Genomic DNA, 15,686 nt, shown 5'->3' on the forward strand with positions numbered 1-15,686 from the left:
AGGGGAGATTCCCGTCCACTATTCGGTAGCTCCGGTGGACATGCCAGGAAGGCCCGCCATCCGGACCGTCCGATCACCCCGCGTGACGGACTCCCTACGTGAGCTCTTCGTCACAGTGCGGATCCGACAAGCCGGGGGCGTGACGTTTTGTCACGGACGACCTCGGTCCCGGCCCGGGGCGGTGCATAGGTTCGGTGGTGATCGTTTCCGACCGCACCGAACCGGAGGAGCCCCGATGGCCACCGCCGTGCCCACCGCCGCACCCGTTCCCGTCCTCGCCGACCTGCTGCCGCGCGCCGCGACCCGGTACGGCGCCCAGGCCCGCGAACTGGCCCTGGTGGTCGGCGGCGCCGCGCTGACCGGCCTGGCCGCCCAGCTCTCCGTGCCGGTCCCCGGCTCGCCGGTGCCGGTCACCGGCCAGACCTTCGCGGCGCTGCTGGTCGGCACCGCGCTCGGCGCCCGCCGCGGCGTTGCCGCGCTCGGCCTCTACCTGCTGGCCGGCCTGGCGGGCCTGCCGTGGTTCGCCGAGGCGAGCTCGGGCTGGGCGATGCCGAGCCTCGGCTACGTGATCGGCTTCGTCCTCGCCGCCGGCCTCACCGGCGCGCTCGCCCGCCGCGGTGCGGACCGCAGCCCGCTGCGGACGGCCGCCGCGATGGTGCTCGGCAACCTGGCGATCTATGCGGTCGGCGTCCCCTACCTGGCCTTCGCCCTGAACGTCCCGCTCGCCAGGGCGGCCGACCTCGGCCTGTACCCGTACCTGGTCGGCGACGCGCTCAAGACGGTCCTGGCGACGGCCCTGCTGCCCGGCGTCTGGAAGCTCGCCGCGCGGCGCTGACCCGGCCGGGCCGCGGCGAACTGCGCGAAGTGGCACGGTGGATGTCCCACCGTCGCGCCGCGCGCGGTTCCCGCGGCCCCGTCGGCATTCCCGCCTGCGATACTCGTCGCATGCGCGTCTACCTGGGCTCCGACCATGCCGGATACGAACTGAAGAACCACCTCGCCGAGTGGCTGAAGGGCGCCGGTCACGAGCCGGTCGACTGCGGCCCGCACATCTACGACGCCGAGGACGACTACCCGCCGTTCTGCCTCCGCGCCGCCGAGCGGACCGCCGCCGACCCCGAGGCCCTGGGCATCGTGATCGGCGGCTCCGGCAACGGCGAGGCGATCGCGGCGAACAAGGTGAAGGGCGTCCGTGCCGCCCTGGCGTGGAGCGAGCAGACCGCCTCGCTCGGCCGGGAGCACAACAACGCCAACGTGATCTCGATCGGCGGCCGGATGCACACCGTCGAGGAGGCCACCAAGTTCGTCGAGATCTTCCTCAACACCCCGTACAGCGGCGAGCCGCGGCACACCCGCCGGATCGAGATGCTCTCCGAGTACGAGACCACCGGCGAGCTCCCGCCGATCCCGGCCCACCACCCGCAGGGCTGATCCCGCACCACCCCTTCAACCACCCGCTGCCGCACGGGAGTCGAGCCCGGCTCAGAACCCGTGCGGCAGCCAGGGCGCCACGTCCGAGGCGAAGGCCCGCGACGCCTCCGCCAGCGCCCCCTCGCGCACCTCCTCCACCAGACCCGCCCGGGCCAGCGCCGCGAGCGTGGTCCCGCCCAGGTAGGCGGCCCCCAACTCCCGGATGTCCAGCCGCAGATCGGCCGCCGACTCGGTCCACACGCAGCTCGCCCCGGTGCCCGGGCCCGCGCTGCTCAGCCGCCAACGGCCGGCGTTCCACGGGCAGAAGCCGTCGGTCACCTCCAGCACCACGTCCAGCGGCGTCGCCCAGCCGCGCTGCTCCAGCGCCGCCGCCACCTCCACCAGCCGCACGAACAGGCCGTCGCGCTGCTTGGGCACGATCCGGCGCGGGTCGGAGACCAGGTGCACCAGCGGGTCGTCCACCGGCCGGGTGCGGATGGTCACCGTGGAGGTGAGGTCCAGGTCCAGCAGGTAGGCCCAGAGCCGGGCGTACACCGCCGGGTGCGCCGCCTCCACGTCGTCCACCCGGACCACCCCGGCCGGACCGGCGTCGTCGGAATCCGGGCGGATCGCGTAGCGGGCGTACCCCAGCAGCCGGCCGCCCACCGGGTCCTCGGCCAGCACGCACATCTGCGGCGAATGGCCGCCGCGCGCGCCCGGCGCGTCCAGCACCGCGAGCGCCTCCCAGCCCGGCCGCCGCTCCAGCATGCCGGGCCGCAGCGGCACCAGGCCGGCGTACAGCTCCTCGCACGCGGGCAGCGCCTCGCGCGGGTCGGCCAGCCGCAGCCGCACCTCGGGACCGGCCGGCTGGTGCACCGTCACCCGGCCGCGCGGCAGGGTGAAGCCGAGCCGGGTGGTGGCGTGCCCGTACCCGAACCGGCCGTAGATCGGCGGCTCGGACGCGGTCAGCACCGCCAGCGCCTCGCCCCGGCCCCGGACGTCGTCCAGCTGGCGCCGCATCAGCGCGGTCAGCGCCCCGCGCCGGCGGTGGGTGGGCAGCACCCCCACCATGGTCACGCCGGCGACCGGCAGCACCGCGCCGCCCGGCACCGCCATCCGGAAGCTGTACGCGCCGCAGCCGCCGACCGGCCGGTCGCCGTCGCAGACCACCAGCGCACGGTCGACCTCGGTCAGTTCGCGCCACAGCTCCCGCTGCTGCGGCTCCTCCTCGGAACCGCCGAAGGCCAGCTCCAGCACACGGAACCAGCCGTCCCACTCCTCGGCGGCGAGCGGGCGCACGGACAGGTCGGGGTGGTGAGATGTCATACGCCACAGCTATCACCAGAACCCCCCTCAGTCGGCTGAAACCCGCTGAACAGCTCCCGGAACATCGCCGCCGACCCTGCCCACCCCGTCGACGGCACCGGCCCCGGTGGATAAGGTCGGACCCCATGGCCGGCAGCACGCAGGGCGACACGCCCCGGACGACTGCGACGGGCCCGGCCGGCAGAGCGGCGCGGGAGCCCGTGACGGCCCGGTGGCGCGCGAAGCTCTACCGGGTCCGTGTCCGCCTGCGCCGAACCGGCGTGGACTACTTCCGCGGCGACGGCGCCGACTGGCTCGCCTTCACCGCGCTGGCCCTCGCCGTCCCGCTGCTGGTCCTGGTCAACGTGCTCTTCCCGGACTGGTGCCCGCCCACCGCCCTGGTGCTGCCGGTCCTGGCCGGCGCCCTGCTGCTGCGCCCCGGCACCCTGGTGCTGCTCTACGCGGCCGCCGCGTTCGGGCTGATCGCCGAGTCGCTGATCCACACCGGCGAGAAGGTCGCCAGCGAACGCCCCGAGTCGTACGTCTACGGGGTCACCCCCGGCGCCGCCCTGGTGGTCGGCGCGGTCGGCATCGCCGGACTCCTGGTCGCCCAGTTCCGCCGCCGGGTCGGCGTGCCCTGGCGCGGCGGCTCCACCATGCTCTTCGACCTGCGCGAGCGGATCCGGGTGCAGAGCCGCGTCCCCGACCTGCCCGCGGGCTGGCACGCCGACATGGCGCTGCGCCCGGCCGGCGGCCAGTCCTTCTCCGGCGACTTCGTGGTCGCCACCCGCACCGGCAGCGGCCGCCGGGTGCTGGAGGCGGTGCTCGCCGACGTCTCCGGCAAGGGCATGGACGCCGGCTCCCGCGCGCTGCTGCTCTCCGGCGCCTTCGGCGGCCTGCTCGGCTCGCTCCCCGCGCACGACTTCCTGCCCGCCGCCAACGGCTACCTGCTCCGCCAGGACTGGGACGAGGGCTTCGCCACCGCCGTCCACCTGGTGCTCGACCTGGACACCGGCGAGTACGAGCTGCTCTCGGCCGGCCACCTGCCGGGCATGCACCGGCTGGCCGGGGCGGGCCGCTGGGAGGTCAAGGAGGCCGAGGGCCCGCTGCTCGGGGTCTACGACGGCGCCAAGTTCGAGGGCGTGCGCGGCCGGCTCGGGCCGGGCGACCTGCTGCTGCTGTGCACCGACGGCATGGTGGAGCTGCCCGGGCGCGATCTCACCGAGGGCATGGACCGGCTGATGGGGGAGTCCGACCGGCTGGTCGCGGCGGCCGCCCAGACCGAGTCGGCCCGCGGCGGCGCGGCGACCCGGCTGATCGACACCGTCGCCAAGGACGTCAACGACGACCGCGCCGTCCTGCTGATCTGGCGCCAGTAGCCCGCCGACAGGCACTCGGGAGGCACCCCGGACCCGGTGTCAAGAGCGGGTGGTGATCTTCGGCCAAACCTGACGGCGCTTCGGACGTACCCGCTCCGGTGCGGTCGGCCTGCCCTTTTCTCCCCCGCCCCGATGACGACACCTGCCCGCCGACGGCCCGTCATATGCCTTCCGCTATCGTCGCGGACGGCGGAAACCGGTCTCAGATGGCAGGATCTTCCGGCCGGTTGCCGGGCAAGTCCTTTACGGAGTCCGCACGAGCGACCACACTGAGTCCGGATGGACTGGTGGGGACACGGGGGGTAGGGGCCGGTTTCCGCCTCACGAACCCCCGCCATGAATCGAGGAAGTGAGTCCGGCGTGGCCTTCTCCGTCTCCGCCCTGGTCCTGTTCGGCATCATCATGGTGATCTTCATCCGCAACAAGCAGTTGAAGACCAGCCATGCCATCGTCGCCGCCCTGTTCGGCTTCATGGTGAGCCAGTCCACCGCGGCGCAGCCGATCCAGGACTTCCTGAACTCGCTCGCCAAGGCCATCTCCTCGATCGCGGGGTGAGCAGCGTCACCCGTGCGGTGACCGGGGGTGAGTGATCGCGTCCGAACGGTGCCTGATATGGCCCTGCGTTAATGGTTGGTGTACGTAGGGTCATGATCCCGTAAGCACTCGGTCGGGCCGTGTGCGCGGGTGGTGACCTGTCGCTCCGTCAGCCCCGTCGGGACCTCCGTCCCGGCGGGGCCGACGCTTGCCACGGGTGCCCGACGTCGGCTTTGCTTCACCGCAGCCCGGGCGGATCGTCCGGGTGGGCCACCGGGTGGAACGCCTAGTCCTGCCGCTGCCCGGTGCCGACCAGATAACCGTTCTCGGCAGGAGCGGGGGACCCACAGGTAAGTCGCCGTACCCGGAACACCGGGGACGGCTCGGGGTGAAGCCGTGCCTAGCGCGGCCGGGCAACTCTCGTCCGAACCCGACAGCTCACCTCGTAGGCGTCGGAGAGGAATTCTTCATGTCCGCGAACGGCAAGCACCGCAAGCCTCGCCTGAAGACCATCGTCCGCATCGCCATCGCCACCGGTGTCGCCGGTGCCGCGGTCGGCCTCCCGGTCACCGCCGCCAGCGCGCACGGTACCGGCCACGCCCACGAGGGCCACCGCGCCCCGGCCGCCGCTGCCGCCGAGACCCCGGCCGTCGCCGCCACCCCGGTCGCCGACACCACTCCGGCCGCCGCCGCGTCGCACGACTACGCGGTCGTCTCCGGCGACACCCTGTCCAAGATCGCTTCCGCCCAGAACGTCGACGGCGGCTGGGAGAAGCTCTACCAGGACAACCGCTCGGTCATCGGCTCCAACCCGAACCTGATCTACCCGGGCCAGACGCTGACCGTCGGCGGTGCCGCCGCGGCCGCTCCGGCCGCAGCCCCGGCCGAGCAGCCGAAGCAGCAGACCGCTCCCAAGCAGCAGTCCGCGCCGAAGCAGACCCAGCAGTCGACCACCACCTCGACCGCGAAGAAGGCCACCCCGAAGGCCGCCACCGGCTCGTCGACCTCGTCGTCCTCCGCCGCGGTGTCCTCCAACGCCTCCGGCTACGTCGCCCCGGTCTCCGTGCACCACACCACCGCGTGGCACGCGGCCGGCTCCAACTGGTCCAGCGGCTACCACACCGGCATCGACTTCCCGGTCTCCACCGGCACCAGCCTGAAGGCCGTCGCCGCCGGCACCGTGGTCTCCGCCGGCAACGGTGGCGCCTACGGCAACGAGGTCATCATCAAGCTGGCCGACGGCAAGTACGCCCAGTACGCCCACCTGTCGTCCATCTCGGTCTCGGCCGGCCAGAGCGTCTCCGCCGGTCAGCAGATCGGCCTCTCCGGTGCCACCGGCAACGTGACCGGCCCGCACCTGCACTTCGAGATCCGCAGCACCCCGAGCTACGGCTCGGACATCGACCCGATCGCCTACCTGGCGGCGCACGGCGTCAGCGTCTGACCCCTGCGGTAGACGGCGCAGTCACCACACGGCCCCGGCCGCCCCGCGAGGGGTGCCCGGGGCCGTGGGCGTACCCGGCCGGACCCGCGGGAACGGCAGCGGCCCCGGCTGCCTGGGGCAGCCGGGGCCGTTCTGTGCGGAGCGGGTGACGAGAATCGAACTCGCGTGACCAGTTTGGAAGACTGGGGCTCTACCATTGAGCTACACCCGCATGGCCGCCGACGGCGGCACAGTTCGCCCCCGGGCCGCCGATGCGGTCACGAGGACGTCGCTAGCGTACCTGGTCGGGTCGGTGGAATGCACACCGCTTTCGCTCGTGCGGGCGCCGATATGACCACGGGCGGGGGACGGCCGACGTGTACTCTTCCTCTCGGCACCACGGGGTGTGGCGCAGGTTGGTAGCGCGTCCGCTTTGGGAGCGGAAGGCCGTCGGTTCGAATCCGGTCACCCCGACAGTGCGGCAGGGTCTCGTCCGGCGGGCGGGGCCCTGTTGTCGTACCGGTCGTCGGGCCGATGCGTCCTCCTGGTGCCCGTGGGGTACACAGCGGCTTTCGTGGTACCGGTAGGATGGGGCGTTGGCGGTAGTACGGAAGCCGAAATTCCCATCGCAGCTCCAACCGCCTATCGCCCTGACCGCAAGCCCCATAGGAGACCCCACCGTGAAGAGCGCCGTCGAGACTCTGAACCCGACCCGGGTTCGACTCACCGTCGAGGTGCCCTTCGAGGAGCTGAAGCCCAGCCTCGACGCGGCGTATCAGAAGATCAACCAGCAGGTCACCGTCCCGGGCTTCCGCAAGGGCAAGATCCCGAACCGCGTGATCGACCAGCGGTTCGGCCGCGGTGCCGTGCTGGAGGAGGCCGTCAACGACGCGCTGCCGCGCTTCTACACGCAGGCCGTCGACGAGGGCAAGATCGACGTCCTGGGCCAGCCGGACATCACCAACATCGAGGGTGTCGAGACCCTGGTCGACGGCGGTGACCTCAAGTTCACCGCCGAGGTCGACGTCCGCCCGGAGATCACCCTGCCGGAGTTCTCCGAGATCGCGGTCGTCGTCGACCCGATCGAGGTCTCCGACGAGGACGTCGAGAAGTCGCTGCAGCAGCTCCGCGAGCGCTTCTCCTCCGTGAAGGACGTCGAGCGCGCCGCCGCCGAGGGCGACGTCGTGGTCGTCGACCTGGAGGCCAAGGTCGACGGTGAGGTGCCGGAGGACGGCACCGCCACCGGCGTGAGCTACGAGATCGGCTCCGGCCGCCTGCTGGAGGGCATCGACGAGGCCGTGGTCGGCCTGTCCGCCGGTGAGTCCGCGACCTTCACCACCGAGCTCAAGGGCGGCACCCAGGCCGGCAAGAGCTCCGAGGTCACCGTCACCGTGACCACCGTCCAGGAGAAGGAGCTCCCCGAGCTCGACGACGAGTTCGCCCAGCTGGCGAGCGAGTTCGACACCCTGGAGGAGCTCCGTGGCGACTCCCGCAAGCGCCTCGAGCGCATGAAGGAGTTCGACCAGGCCACCCAGGCCCAGGAGAAGGTCCTCGACGAGCTGCTGACCCGGGTCGAGATGGACTACCCGGAGAAGCTCCTCAAGGACGAGGTCGAGACCCGCAAGCACAACCTGGAGCACCACCAGCTGGAGCCGATGGGTCTGAACCTCGACACCTACCTGGCCTCCCAGGACAAGTCCCGCGAGGACTTCGAGGCGGAGACCGAGGAGCAGGCGAAGAAGGGCATCAAGACCCAGTTCGTCCTGGACTCGATCGTCGCCAAGCTGGAGCTGGGCGTGAACCAGGAGGAGCTCACCGAGCACCTCATCCGCCGTGCCGCCGGCTCGGGCCTCACCCCGGACCAGTTCGCGCAGCAGGTCGTCCAGGGCGGCCAGGTTCCGCTGCTGGTCGGCGAGGTCGCCCGTGGCAAGGCGCTGGCCGCCGTGGTCGAGTCCGCCAAGGTCACCGACACCAACGGTGAGGTCGTCACCTTCGAGGACGACGAGGACGAGACCGAGACTGCGGTGGAGGCTTCCACCGAGGACGCTGCCGCCGCCGAGGAGACCACCGAGGCCTGAGCCTCGCCGTGACATCCGGCCGCGGGCCCGGACACCTTCTGGTGTCCGGGCCCGCTGTGTTGTCCGGTCCTCACCCTGCGCTCACAGCGAACAGGTCTGCGTGAGGGATTCCGGGACCGGGCCTGCGCGTTAGGGTCCATAGACAGCGACACACAAGCAGATCGACTGAGCAGGTGGCTAAGTGACGTTCCCGCAGATGCAGATGCCTGGCCTGATGGCGCCGCACGCCGCCGCCGGCGACGTGCTCGGCGGCCTGGGCGACCAGGTCTACAACCGGCTGCTCAACGAGCGCATCATCTTCCTCGGCCAGCAGGTCGACGACGACATCGCCAACAAGATCACCGCCCAGCTCCTCCTCCTGGCCGCGGACCCGGAGAAGGACATCTACCTCTACATCAACTCCCCGGGCGGCTCCATCTCCGCGGGCATGGCGATCTACGACACCATGCAGTACATCAAGAACGACGTGGTCACCATCGCGATGGGCATGGCCGCCTCGATGGGTCAGTTCCTGCTGACCGCGGGTGCCAAGGGCAAGCGCTTCTCGCTGCCGAACGCCAACATCCTGATGCACCAGCCCTCCGCCGGCCTCGGCGGTTCGGCCACCGACATCAAGATCCAGGCCGAGCAGCTGCTCCGCACCAAGAAGCGGATGTCCGAGCTGATCGCCTCGCACAGCGGCCAGTCCTTCGAGCAGATCACCGCCGACTCCGACCGTGACCGCTGGTTCACGCCCGAGGAGGCCAAGGCCTACGGTCTGATCGACGACATCATGCACAGCGCGGCGGACGTCCCCGGCGGCGGCGGCACCGGCGCCGGCCTCGCGGGCTGACGCAGGCAGCAGACCACAGACCGCACGCTTCGGAGGACCACAGAACATGAACATCCCCAGCCTGTCCGGTGCCAAGGCGCGCCTGGAGGACATGCGCGCCGAGGGCCGCTACATCGTGCCGCGCTTCGTCGAGCGCACCTCGCAGGGCATCCGCGAGTACGACCCGTACGCCAAGCTGTTCGAGGAGCGCATCATCTTCCTCGGCTCGCAGGTGGACGACGTCTCGGCGAACGACATCATGGCGCAGCTGATCTGCCTGGAGTCGATGGACCCGGACCGGGACATCTCGCTCTACATCAACTCCCCGGGCGGCTCGTTCACCGCGCTGACCGCGATCTACGACACCATGCAGTTCGTCAAGCCCGACATCCAGACGGTCTGCATGGGCCAGGCCGCCTCGGCCGCCGCGGTCATCCTGGCCGCCGGCACCCCGGGCAAGCGGATGGCGCTGCCGAACGCCCGCGTCCTGATCCACCAGCCGTACACCGAGACCGGCCGCGGCCAGGTGTCGGACCTGGAGATCCAGGCCAACGAGATCTTCCGGATGCGCGCGCAGCTGGAGGAGATGCTGGCCAAGCACTCCAACCGGCCGATCGAGAAGGTCCGCGACGACATCGAGCGCGACAAGATCCTCACCGCCGAGGAGTCGCTGGAGTACGGCCTGGTCGACCAGATCATCTCCACCCGCAAGACCTCGCTGAGCGACTGAGCCCAGCGGCTCCGGGGCGGGGCGTACACACCGAGGAGTGACGTACGCCCCGCCCCGCGCCGTTCCGTCGGGCGGTTCGGCCCGGCACAATCGAAAGAGAGCGCGGGCGGTCCATGCCCGTACGACGGCATCTGTTCGGTATCAATTCGCCCAGGGCGTAGGGCAGAGCTGTCGAAGTCGGCGGAATTACCGGCTCGGCAGAGTACCGTCGGATAGCGAGACCGACCGCCGACGGCGCAGCCGGTCCACAGCACCAGGCCCCGGAACCCCCGCGGGGCCCCTGGCGAAGGGGAAGCACCTCGTGGCACGCATCGGAGACGGTGGCGACCTGCTCAAGTGCTCGTTCTGCGGCAAGTCGCAGAAGCAGGTGAAGAAGCTGATCGCCGGGCCAGGCGTGTACATCTGCGACGAGTGCATCGACCTCTGCAACGAGATCATCGAGGAGGAGCTCGCGGAGTCCTCGGAGGTCCGTTTCGAGGAGCTGCCGAAGCCCCGCGAGATCTACGAGTTCCTCGACCAGTACGTGGTCGGCCAGGACCTCGCGAAGAAGGCGCTGTCCGTCGCGGTCTACAACCACTACAAGCGCGTCCAGGCCGGGGAGAACGGCCGCGCCGGCAACGGCCGCGAGGACGCCATCGAGCTGGCCAAGTCCAACATCCTGCTGCTCGGCCCGACCGGCTCCGGCAAGACCCTGCTCGCCCAGACCCTGGCCCGGATGCTGAACGTGCCGTTCGCGATCGCGGACGCCACCGCGCTGACCGAGGCCGGCTACGTCGGCGAGGACGTCGAGAACATCCTGCTCAAGCTGATCCAGGCGGCGGACTACGACGTCAAGAAGGCCGAGACCGGGATCATCTACATCGACGAGATCGACAAGGTCGCCCGCAAGAGCGAGAACCCGTCGATCACCCGTGACGTCTCCGGCGAGGGCGTGCAGCAGGCGCTGCTGAAGATCCTGGAGGGCACCACCGCCTCGGTGCCGCCGCAGGGCGGCCGCAAGCACCCGCACCAGGAGTTCATCCAGATCGACACGACGAACGTGCTGTTCATCGTGGGCGGTGCCTTCGCCGGTCTGGAGCGGATCATCGAGGGCCGCGCGGGTGCCAAGGGCATCGGCTTCGGCGCCACCATCCGCTCCAAGCGGGAGCAGGACGCGAGCGACCACTTCCGTCAGGTGATGCCGGAGGACCTGGTCAAGTTCGGCATGATCCCGGAGTTCATCGGCCGTCTGCCGGTGATCACCAGCGTGCACAACCTGGACCGCGAGGCGCTGCTGCAGATCCTCACCGAGCCGAAGAACGCGCTGGTCAAGCAGTACCGCAAGCTCTTCGAGCTGGACGGCGTGGAGCTGGAGTTCACCCGGGACGCGCTGGAGGCCATCGCCGACCAGGCGATCCTGCGCGGCACCGGCGCCCGCGGTCTGCGCGCGATCATGGAGGAGGTGCTGATGTCCGTGATGTACGAGGTGCCCTCGCGTCAGGACGTCGCCCGCGTGGTCGTGACCGGGGACGTGGTCTCCAAGCACGCCATCCCGACCCTGGTCCCGCGCGACAAGATCCAGCGCGAGCGGCGCGACAAGTCCGCCTGAGCCGGTCGTCGGAACGGCCCCGCACTCCTGGTGAGTGCGGGGCCGTTCCGCTGTCCGGGCTACTTCGGGATCTCGGAGATCCGCCGCAGTTCGCGGGCGTCGGCGGCGACCCGGTCCAGGTCGACGGCCTTCCCGGCGGCGTCGAGGTCGACCAGCGTCATCACGGTGCTGCCGTCGGCCCAGGCGCAGAAGCCGACCAGCCGGCCCTGGCTCTCGGTGGTCGCACAGGACATCCGGCCGCCCAGCGGGCCCGGGTCGACGTCCCGGCGGCCGTCGATCCGCGCGTCGCCGGCGGCCGCGGCGCCGTCGAACACCGTGTCCACCTGGTCGGACGGCCGCAGCACGTGGCCGTACGCGCCGGCCGCGACCAGCGTCCGCCCGGTCGCCGCGTCCCGGTAGACCGCGCTGACCAGGGCGGTCGGGGTCCAGCGGCCGGAGCCCCGGGCGTAGCCGGACTGCAGCTGGGCGGCCAGCTCCTTGGCGGTCGAGCCGTCCGGATCGGCGGGCAGGCCCTGGAAGCTCGGCGGCAGCACGATCCTGTTCCGGCCGGTCGACGCGGCGGTGTCGTAGACGAAGTAGCCGAGCAGTCCGACGGTGACCAGCAGCGTGCCGCCCACGCAGCCGAGCACCACCCAGAGCGTCCGGCGTGACCTCACTTGGCGACCACGACGGCGTCCCGGACCTGCCGGGCGCGGTCGGCCGCCTGGGCCTGGGTGAGCAGCGAAGTGCCGCCGGTGGGAAGGGTGTTGACGAAGCTCACGGTGCCGAAGGTGGCGTGGTTGGCCCAGATGCAGACCGGGATGTCGGCCTTGCCGCTGGTGGCCACCCCGCACCGGAGCTTGCCGCCCGGGTCCTTGGGGTCCTTGGCGTCGACCGCGGTGGGCTCCTTCTTCCAGGTCAGCTTCTCGTCGCCGCTGCCCTTGACGGCCTGCCCGACGCCGAGCGTGATCAGGGCGTCCGGGTCCTTGACCGTGCCCCAGCTGCCGCCGAGGATCAGCAGCTCGGCCGGGGACTTCTGGTAGACCGCACCGGTGGAGGCCTCCAGGGTCGCCAGGCCCTCGGCGCCGCTGACCGCGCCCCGGTCGGAGGAGGACTTCTTGGTGTAGCCGCCCGGCACGGTGTCGGCGGCGACCACCTTGTACTTGCCGCCGATGCCCGAGCCGGCGGTGGTGCCACCGCCGCCGCCGGGGGAGTCGTCACCGCTCAGCGCCCAGGCCGCGGCGCCGCCGCCCAGCACCAGCACGCCGATGACCAGGCCGATCAGCAGTCCGTTGCCGCGCTTCGGCGGGGCCGGCGGCTGGTAGCCGTACCCCGGCTGGCCCTGCTGCTGCTGCGGGAAGGGCTGCTGCGGCGGGTACGGCTGCTGGGGCTGCTGCTGGGGGTAGCCGTAGGCGGGCGGCTGCTGGCCGCCGTACGGCGGGGCGGGCTGCTGCGGCTGGCCGTAAGGCGCCTGCGGCGCACCGTAGTTGGGCACGCCGGGCGGCTGCTGAGGCTGCCCCCACGGCTGCTGCGGCTGACCCTGCGGTTGCCCCTGCGGCGGATACTGCTGCCCCTGCCCCTGGCCGTACATCTGGCGTCTCCCCCGCCGCCGTGGATCGGCGGCCCCTGTCGCGTACGAGTAATTCGGGCACGCTATCGCACGGTGGCGTCGACCCGCCCGGGTGGTTCGGGCAAAAGCGGTTCGTAACCGCGCTCCGGAGTTCCGTAAACTGTGCGTCGTGACCGACACGACGAACCAGCGCCCCGACGCCAACGGCCCCGGGGACAACGCAGCCACCCTCCCGACGACCTACGCCCCGGCCGAGGTAGAGGGCGAGCTGTACGAGCGCTGGGTGGACCGCGGTTACTTCACGGCGGACGCGAAGAGCGACAAGCCGGCGTACACCATCGTCATCCCGCCGCCGAACGTCACCGGTGCGCTGCACCTCGGCCACGCCTTCCAGCACACGCTGATGGACGCCCTCACCCGCCGCAAGCGGATGCAGGGCTTCGAGACGCTGTGGCTGCCCGGCATGGACCACGCCGGCATCGCCACCCAGAACAAGGTGGAGCAGCAGCTCGCCGAGTCCGGCCTCTCCCGCCACGACCTGGGCCGCGAGGCCTTCGTCGAGAAGGTCTGGGAGTGGAAGGAGAACTACGGCGGCCGGATCCTCGGCCAGATGCGCCGCCTCGGCGACGGCGTCGACTGGTCGCGCGAGCGCTTCACCATGGACGAGGGCCTGTCCCAGGCCGTCCAGACCATCTTCAAGAAGCTCTTCGACGACGGCCTGATCTACCGGGCCGAGCGCATCATCAACTGGTGCCCGCGCTGCCTCACCGCGCTCTCCGACATCGAGGTCGAGCACAAGGACCGCGACGGCGAGCTGGTCTCGATCCGCTACGGCGAGGGCGACGACTCGATCGTGGTCGCCACCACCCGGGCCGAGACCATGCTGGGCGACACCGCGGTCGCCGTCCACCCGGACGACGAGCGCTACAAGCACCTGGTCGGCCGCAGCATCAAGCTGCCGCTGACGGACCGGGAGATCCCGGTCGTCGCCGACGAGCACGTCGACCCGGAGTTCGGCACCGGCGCCGTCAAGGTGACCCCGGCGCACGACCCCAACGACTTCGCCATCGGCCAGCGCCACGGCCTGCCCAACCTGACCGTGATGGACGAGCGCGGTGTCATCACCGTGCACGGCCCGTTCCTCGGCCTGGACCGGCTGGAGGCCCGCTCCGCCGTGGTCGGGGCGCTGCGCGAGCAGGGCCGGATCGTCGCCGAGAAGCGGCCGTACGTCCACTCGGTCGGCCACTGCTCGCGCTGCCACACCATCGTCGAGCCGCGGCTCTCGCTGCAGTGGTGGGTCAAGGTCGAGCCGCTGGCGCAGGCCGCCGGCGACGCGGTCCGCGACGGCCGGGTCGAGATCCACCCGAAGGAGCTGGAGCGCCGCTACTTCGACTGGGTCGACAACATGTACGACTGGTGCATCTCGCGCCAGCTCTGGTGGGGCCACCGGATCCCGGTCTGGTACGGCCCCGAGGGCGAGGTCGTCTGCGTCGGACCGGACGAGCAGCCGCCGACCGGCGAGGGCTGGCACCAGGACCCGGACGTCCTGGACACCTGGTTCTCCTCCGGCCTGTGGCCGTTCTCCACGCTGGGCTGGCCGGAGAAGACCGCCGACCTGGAGAAGTTCTACCCGACCGACGTCCTGCTGACCGGCCACGACATCATCTTCTTCTGGGTCGCCCGGATGATGATGTTCGGCCTGTACGCGATGGACGGCCAGGCGCCGTTCAAGACGGTCGCCCTGACCGGTCTGGTCCGCGACGAGTTCGGCAAGAAGATGTCGAAGTCGTCCGGCACCGCCGTCGACCCGCTGGACTGGATGGACGCCTACGGCGCCGACGCGGTCCGCTTCACCCTGGCCCGCGGCGCCAACCCCGGCGCCGACGTGCCGATCGGCGAGGACTGGGTCAAGGGCTCCCGGAACTTCTGCAACAAGATCTGGAACGCCACCCGCTTCGCGCTGATGAACGGCGCCACCGTCGAGGGCCCGCTGCCAGCCGCCGAGGAACTGACCTCGGTCGACCGCTGGATCCTCTCGCGCCTCAACGCGACCGTGGCCGAGGTCGACGCGCTGTACGACGACTACGAGTTCGCCAAGGTCTCGGACGCGCTCTACCACTTCGCGTGGGACGAGGTCTTCGACTGGTACGTCGAGCTCTCCAAGACCACCCTCGCCAAGGGCGGGGCGCAGGCCGACGCGGCCCGCCGGGTGCTCGGCGAGGTCCTGGACCTCACCCTGCGCCTGCTGCACCCGGTGGTCCCGTTCGTCACCGACACCCTGTGGACCACCCTCACCGGCGCCGAGTCGCTGGTGGTCACCGAGTGGCCGAAGGACTCCGGCTTCCGCGACGCCGAGGCCGAGGCCGAGATCGCCACCCTGCAGCAGGTGGTCACCGAGGTCCGCCGCTTCCGCTCGGACCAGGGCCTGCAGCCCGCGCAGCGCGTCCCCGCGCAGCTCGACCTGGCCGGCACCGTGCTCGGTGTCCACGAGGACGCGATCCGCTCGCTGCTGCGCCTGACCGTCCCGGAGGCCGGGTTCGCCGCCACCGCCTCGCTGCCGGTCGCCGGCGCGACGGTGTCGCTGGACCTGTCCGGCACGATCGACGTCGCGGCGGAGCGCAAGCGCCTCGCCAAGGACCTCGCCGCGGCGGAGAAGGAGAAGGCGCAGACCACCGCGAAGCTCGGCAACGAGGCGTTCCTCGCCAAGGCGCCGGACGACGTGGTCGCCAAGATCCGCACCCGCCAGGAGGCCGCCGAGGCCGACATCGTCCGGATCACCGCCCAGCTCGCGGCGCTGCCGCAGGGCTGATCCGACAGCGGTTCGCCAGGGCCGCCGTCCCGTGCAACGGGGCGGCGGCCCTTCGCCGTTCCCGGACGGA

The 15,686-nt window shown here is 71.3% G+C and carries 13 protein-coding genes, 2 tRNA genes and 1 riboswitch; of the genes, 11 read left to right on the forward strand and 4 right to left on the reverse strand.

Annotated elements, in window-relative coordinates; all coding sequences use genetic code 11:
* The first annotated feature begins 235 nt into the window (after positions 1-235).
* Positions 236-835, forward strand: coding sequence for a biotin transporter BioY (locus ACGFX4_RS33070; protein WP_393082402.1), 600 nt, complete (start codon positions 236-238; stop codon positions 833-835).
* Between the two features lie 110 nt (positions 836-945).
* On the forward strand, positions 946-1,431 hold the full coding sequence (locus ACGFX4_RS33075) for a ribose-5-phosphate isomerase (RefSeq protein WP_345697066.1): 486 nt from the start codon (positions 946-948) through the stop codon (positions 1,429-1,431).
* 51 nt (positions 1,432-1,482) lie between these two features.
* Here the strand turns inward: ACGFX4_RS33075 and ACGFX4_RS33080 are convergent, their stop codons facing one another.
* A complete protein-coding gene (locus ACGFX4_RS33080) occupies positions 1,483-2,736 on the reverse strand; it encodes a GNAT family N-acetyltransferase (protein WP_393082405.1) in 1,254 nt (417 codons plus the stop codon).
* Positions 2,737-2,861: 125 nt separating this feature from the next.
* Here ACGFX4_RS33080 and ACGFX4_RS33085 point away from each other — a divergent pair, with 125 nt between their 5' ends.
* The 3 genes from ACGFX4_RS33085 (at position 2,862) to ACGFX4_RS33095 (ending at position 6,072) form a co-directional block, all read left to right on the forward strand.
* Positions 2,862-4,094, forward strand: coding sequence for a PP2C family protein-serine/threonine phosphatase (locus ACGFX4_RS33085; RefSeq protein ID WP_393082407.1), 1,233 nt, complete (start codon positions 2,862-2,864; stop codon positions 4,092-4,094).
* Positions 4,095-4,454: 360 nt separating this feature from the next.
* On the forward strand, positions 4,455-4,649 hold the full coding sequence (locus tag ACGFX4_RS33090; protein ID WP_393082410.1) for a hypothetical protein: 195 nt from the start codon (positions 4,455-4,457) through the stop codon (positions 4,647-4,649).
* A gap of 287 nt (positions 4,650-4,936) precedes the next feature.
* Positions 4,937-5,093, forward strand: a riboswitch (cyclic di-AMP (ydaO/yuaA leader).
* A gap of 4 nt (positions 5,094-5,097) precedes the next feature.
* Positions 5,098-6,072 (forward strand): peptidoglycan DD-metalloendopeptidase family protein, encoded by a 975-nt coding sequence (locus ACGFX4_RS33095; RefSeq protein ID WP_393082412.1) that lies wholly within the window; start codon positions 5,098-5,100, stop codon positions 6,070-6,072.
* A gap of 140 nt (positions 6,073-6,212) precedes the next feature.
* On the opposite strand, the gene ACGFX4_RS33100 is transcribed toward ACGFX4_RS33095, so the two are convergent.
* Positions 6,213-6,283 (reverse strand) — tRNA-Gly (locus ACGFX4_RS33100).
* 168 nt (positions 6,284-6,451) lie between these two features.
* Between ACGFX4_RS33100 and ACGFX4_RS33105 the strand changes: the two genes are divergently transcribed.
* From ACGFX4_RS33105 to clpX, 5 genes are all read left to right on the forward strand, one after another.
* Positions 6,452-6,525 (forward strand) — tRNA-Pro (locus tag ACGFX4_RS33105).
* Between the two features lie 206 nt (positions 6,526-6,731).
* Entirely contained in the window at positions 6,732-8,129 is a 1,398-nt protein-coding gene (tig, locus tag ACGFX4_RS33110) for a trigger factor (RefSeq protein ID WP_393082415.1), read from the forward strand.
* Between the two features lie 202 nt (positions 8,130-8,331).
* Complete coding sequence (locus ACGFX4_RS33115) at positions 8,332-8,961, forward strand: ATP-dependent Clp protease proteolytic subunit (protein ID WP_393082453.1); 630 nt, start codon at positions 8,332-8,334, stop codon at positions 8,959-8,961.
* A 46-nt stretch (positions 8,962-9,007) separates the two neighbouring features.
* On the forward strand, positions 9,008-9,670 hold the full coding sequence (locus ACGFX4_RS33120; protein WP_345697059.1) for an ATP-dependent Clp protease proteolytic subunit: 663 nt from the start codon (positions 9,008-9,010) through the stop codon (positions 9,668-9,670).
* A 301-nt stretch (positions 9,671-9,971) separates the two neighbouring features.
* The gene (clpX, locus tag ACGFX4_RS33125; RefSeq protein WP_253798217.1) at positions 9,972-11,258 is read left to right on the forward strand and encodes an ATP-dependent Clp protease ATP-binding subunit ClpX; all 1,287 of its coding nucleotides are present in this window, start codon (positions 9,972-9,974) and stop codon (positions 11,256-11,258) included.
* Between the two features lie 59 nt (positions 11,259-11,317).
* On the opposite strand, the gene ACGFX4_RS33130 is transcribed toward clpX, so the two are convergent.
* Together ACGFX4_RS33130 and ACGFX4_RS33135 are read right to left on the reverse strand one after the other, a co-directional pair.
* A complete protein-coding gene (locus tag ACGFX4_RS33130; RefSeq protein WP_393082418.1) occupies positions 11,318-11,914 on the reverse strand; it encodes a hypothetical protein in 597 nt (198 codons plus the stop codon).
* Positions 11,911-12,732: a hypothetical protein gene (locus ACGFX4_RS33135; protein WP_393082421.1), complete on the reverse strand. Its 822-nt coding sequence runs from the start codon at positions 12,730-12,732 to the stop codon at positions 11,911-11,913. The genes ACGFX4_RS33130 and ACGFX4_RS33135 overlap by 4 nt, the downstream gene beginning before the upstream one ends.
* 244 nt (positions 12,733-12,976) lie before the next feature.
* Here ACGFX4_RS33135 and ACGFX4_RS33140 point away from each other — a divergent pair, with 244 nt between their 5' ends.
* On the forward strand, positions 12,977-15,616 hold the full coding sequence (locus ACGFX4_RS33140; RefSeq protein WP_393082424.1) for a valine--tRNA ligase: 2,640 nt from the start codon (positions 12,977-12,979) through the stop codon (positions 15,614-15,616).
* The last annotated feature ends 70 nt before the right edge of the window (positions 15,617-15,686 follow it).

The organism is Kitasatospora sp. NPDC048365, from assembly GCF_043200835.1.
GTDB lineage: Bacteria > Actinomycetota > Actinomycetes > Streptomycetales > Streptomycetaceae > Kitasatospora > Kitasatospora terrestris.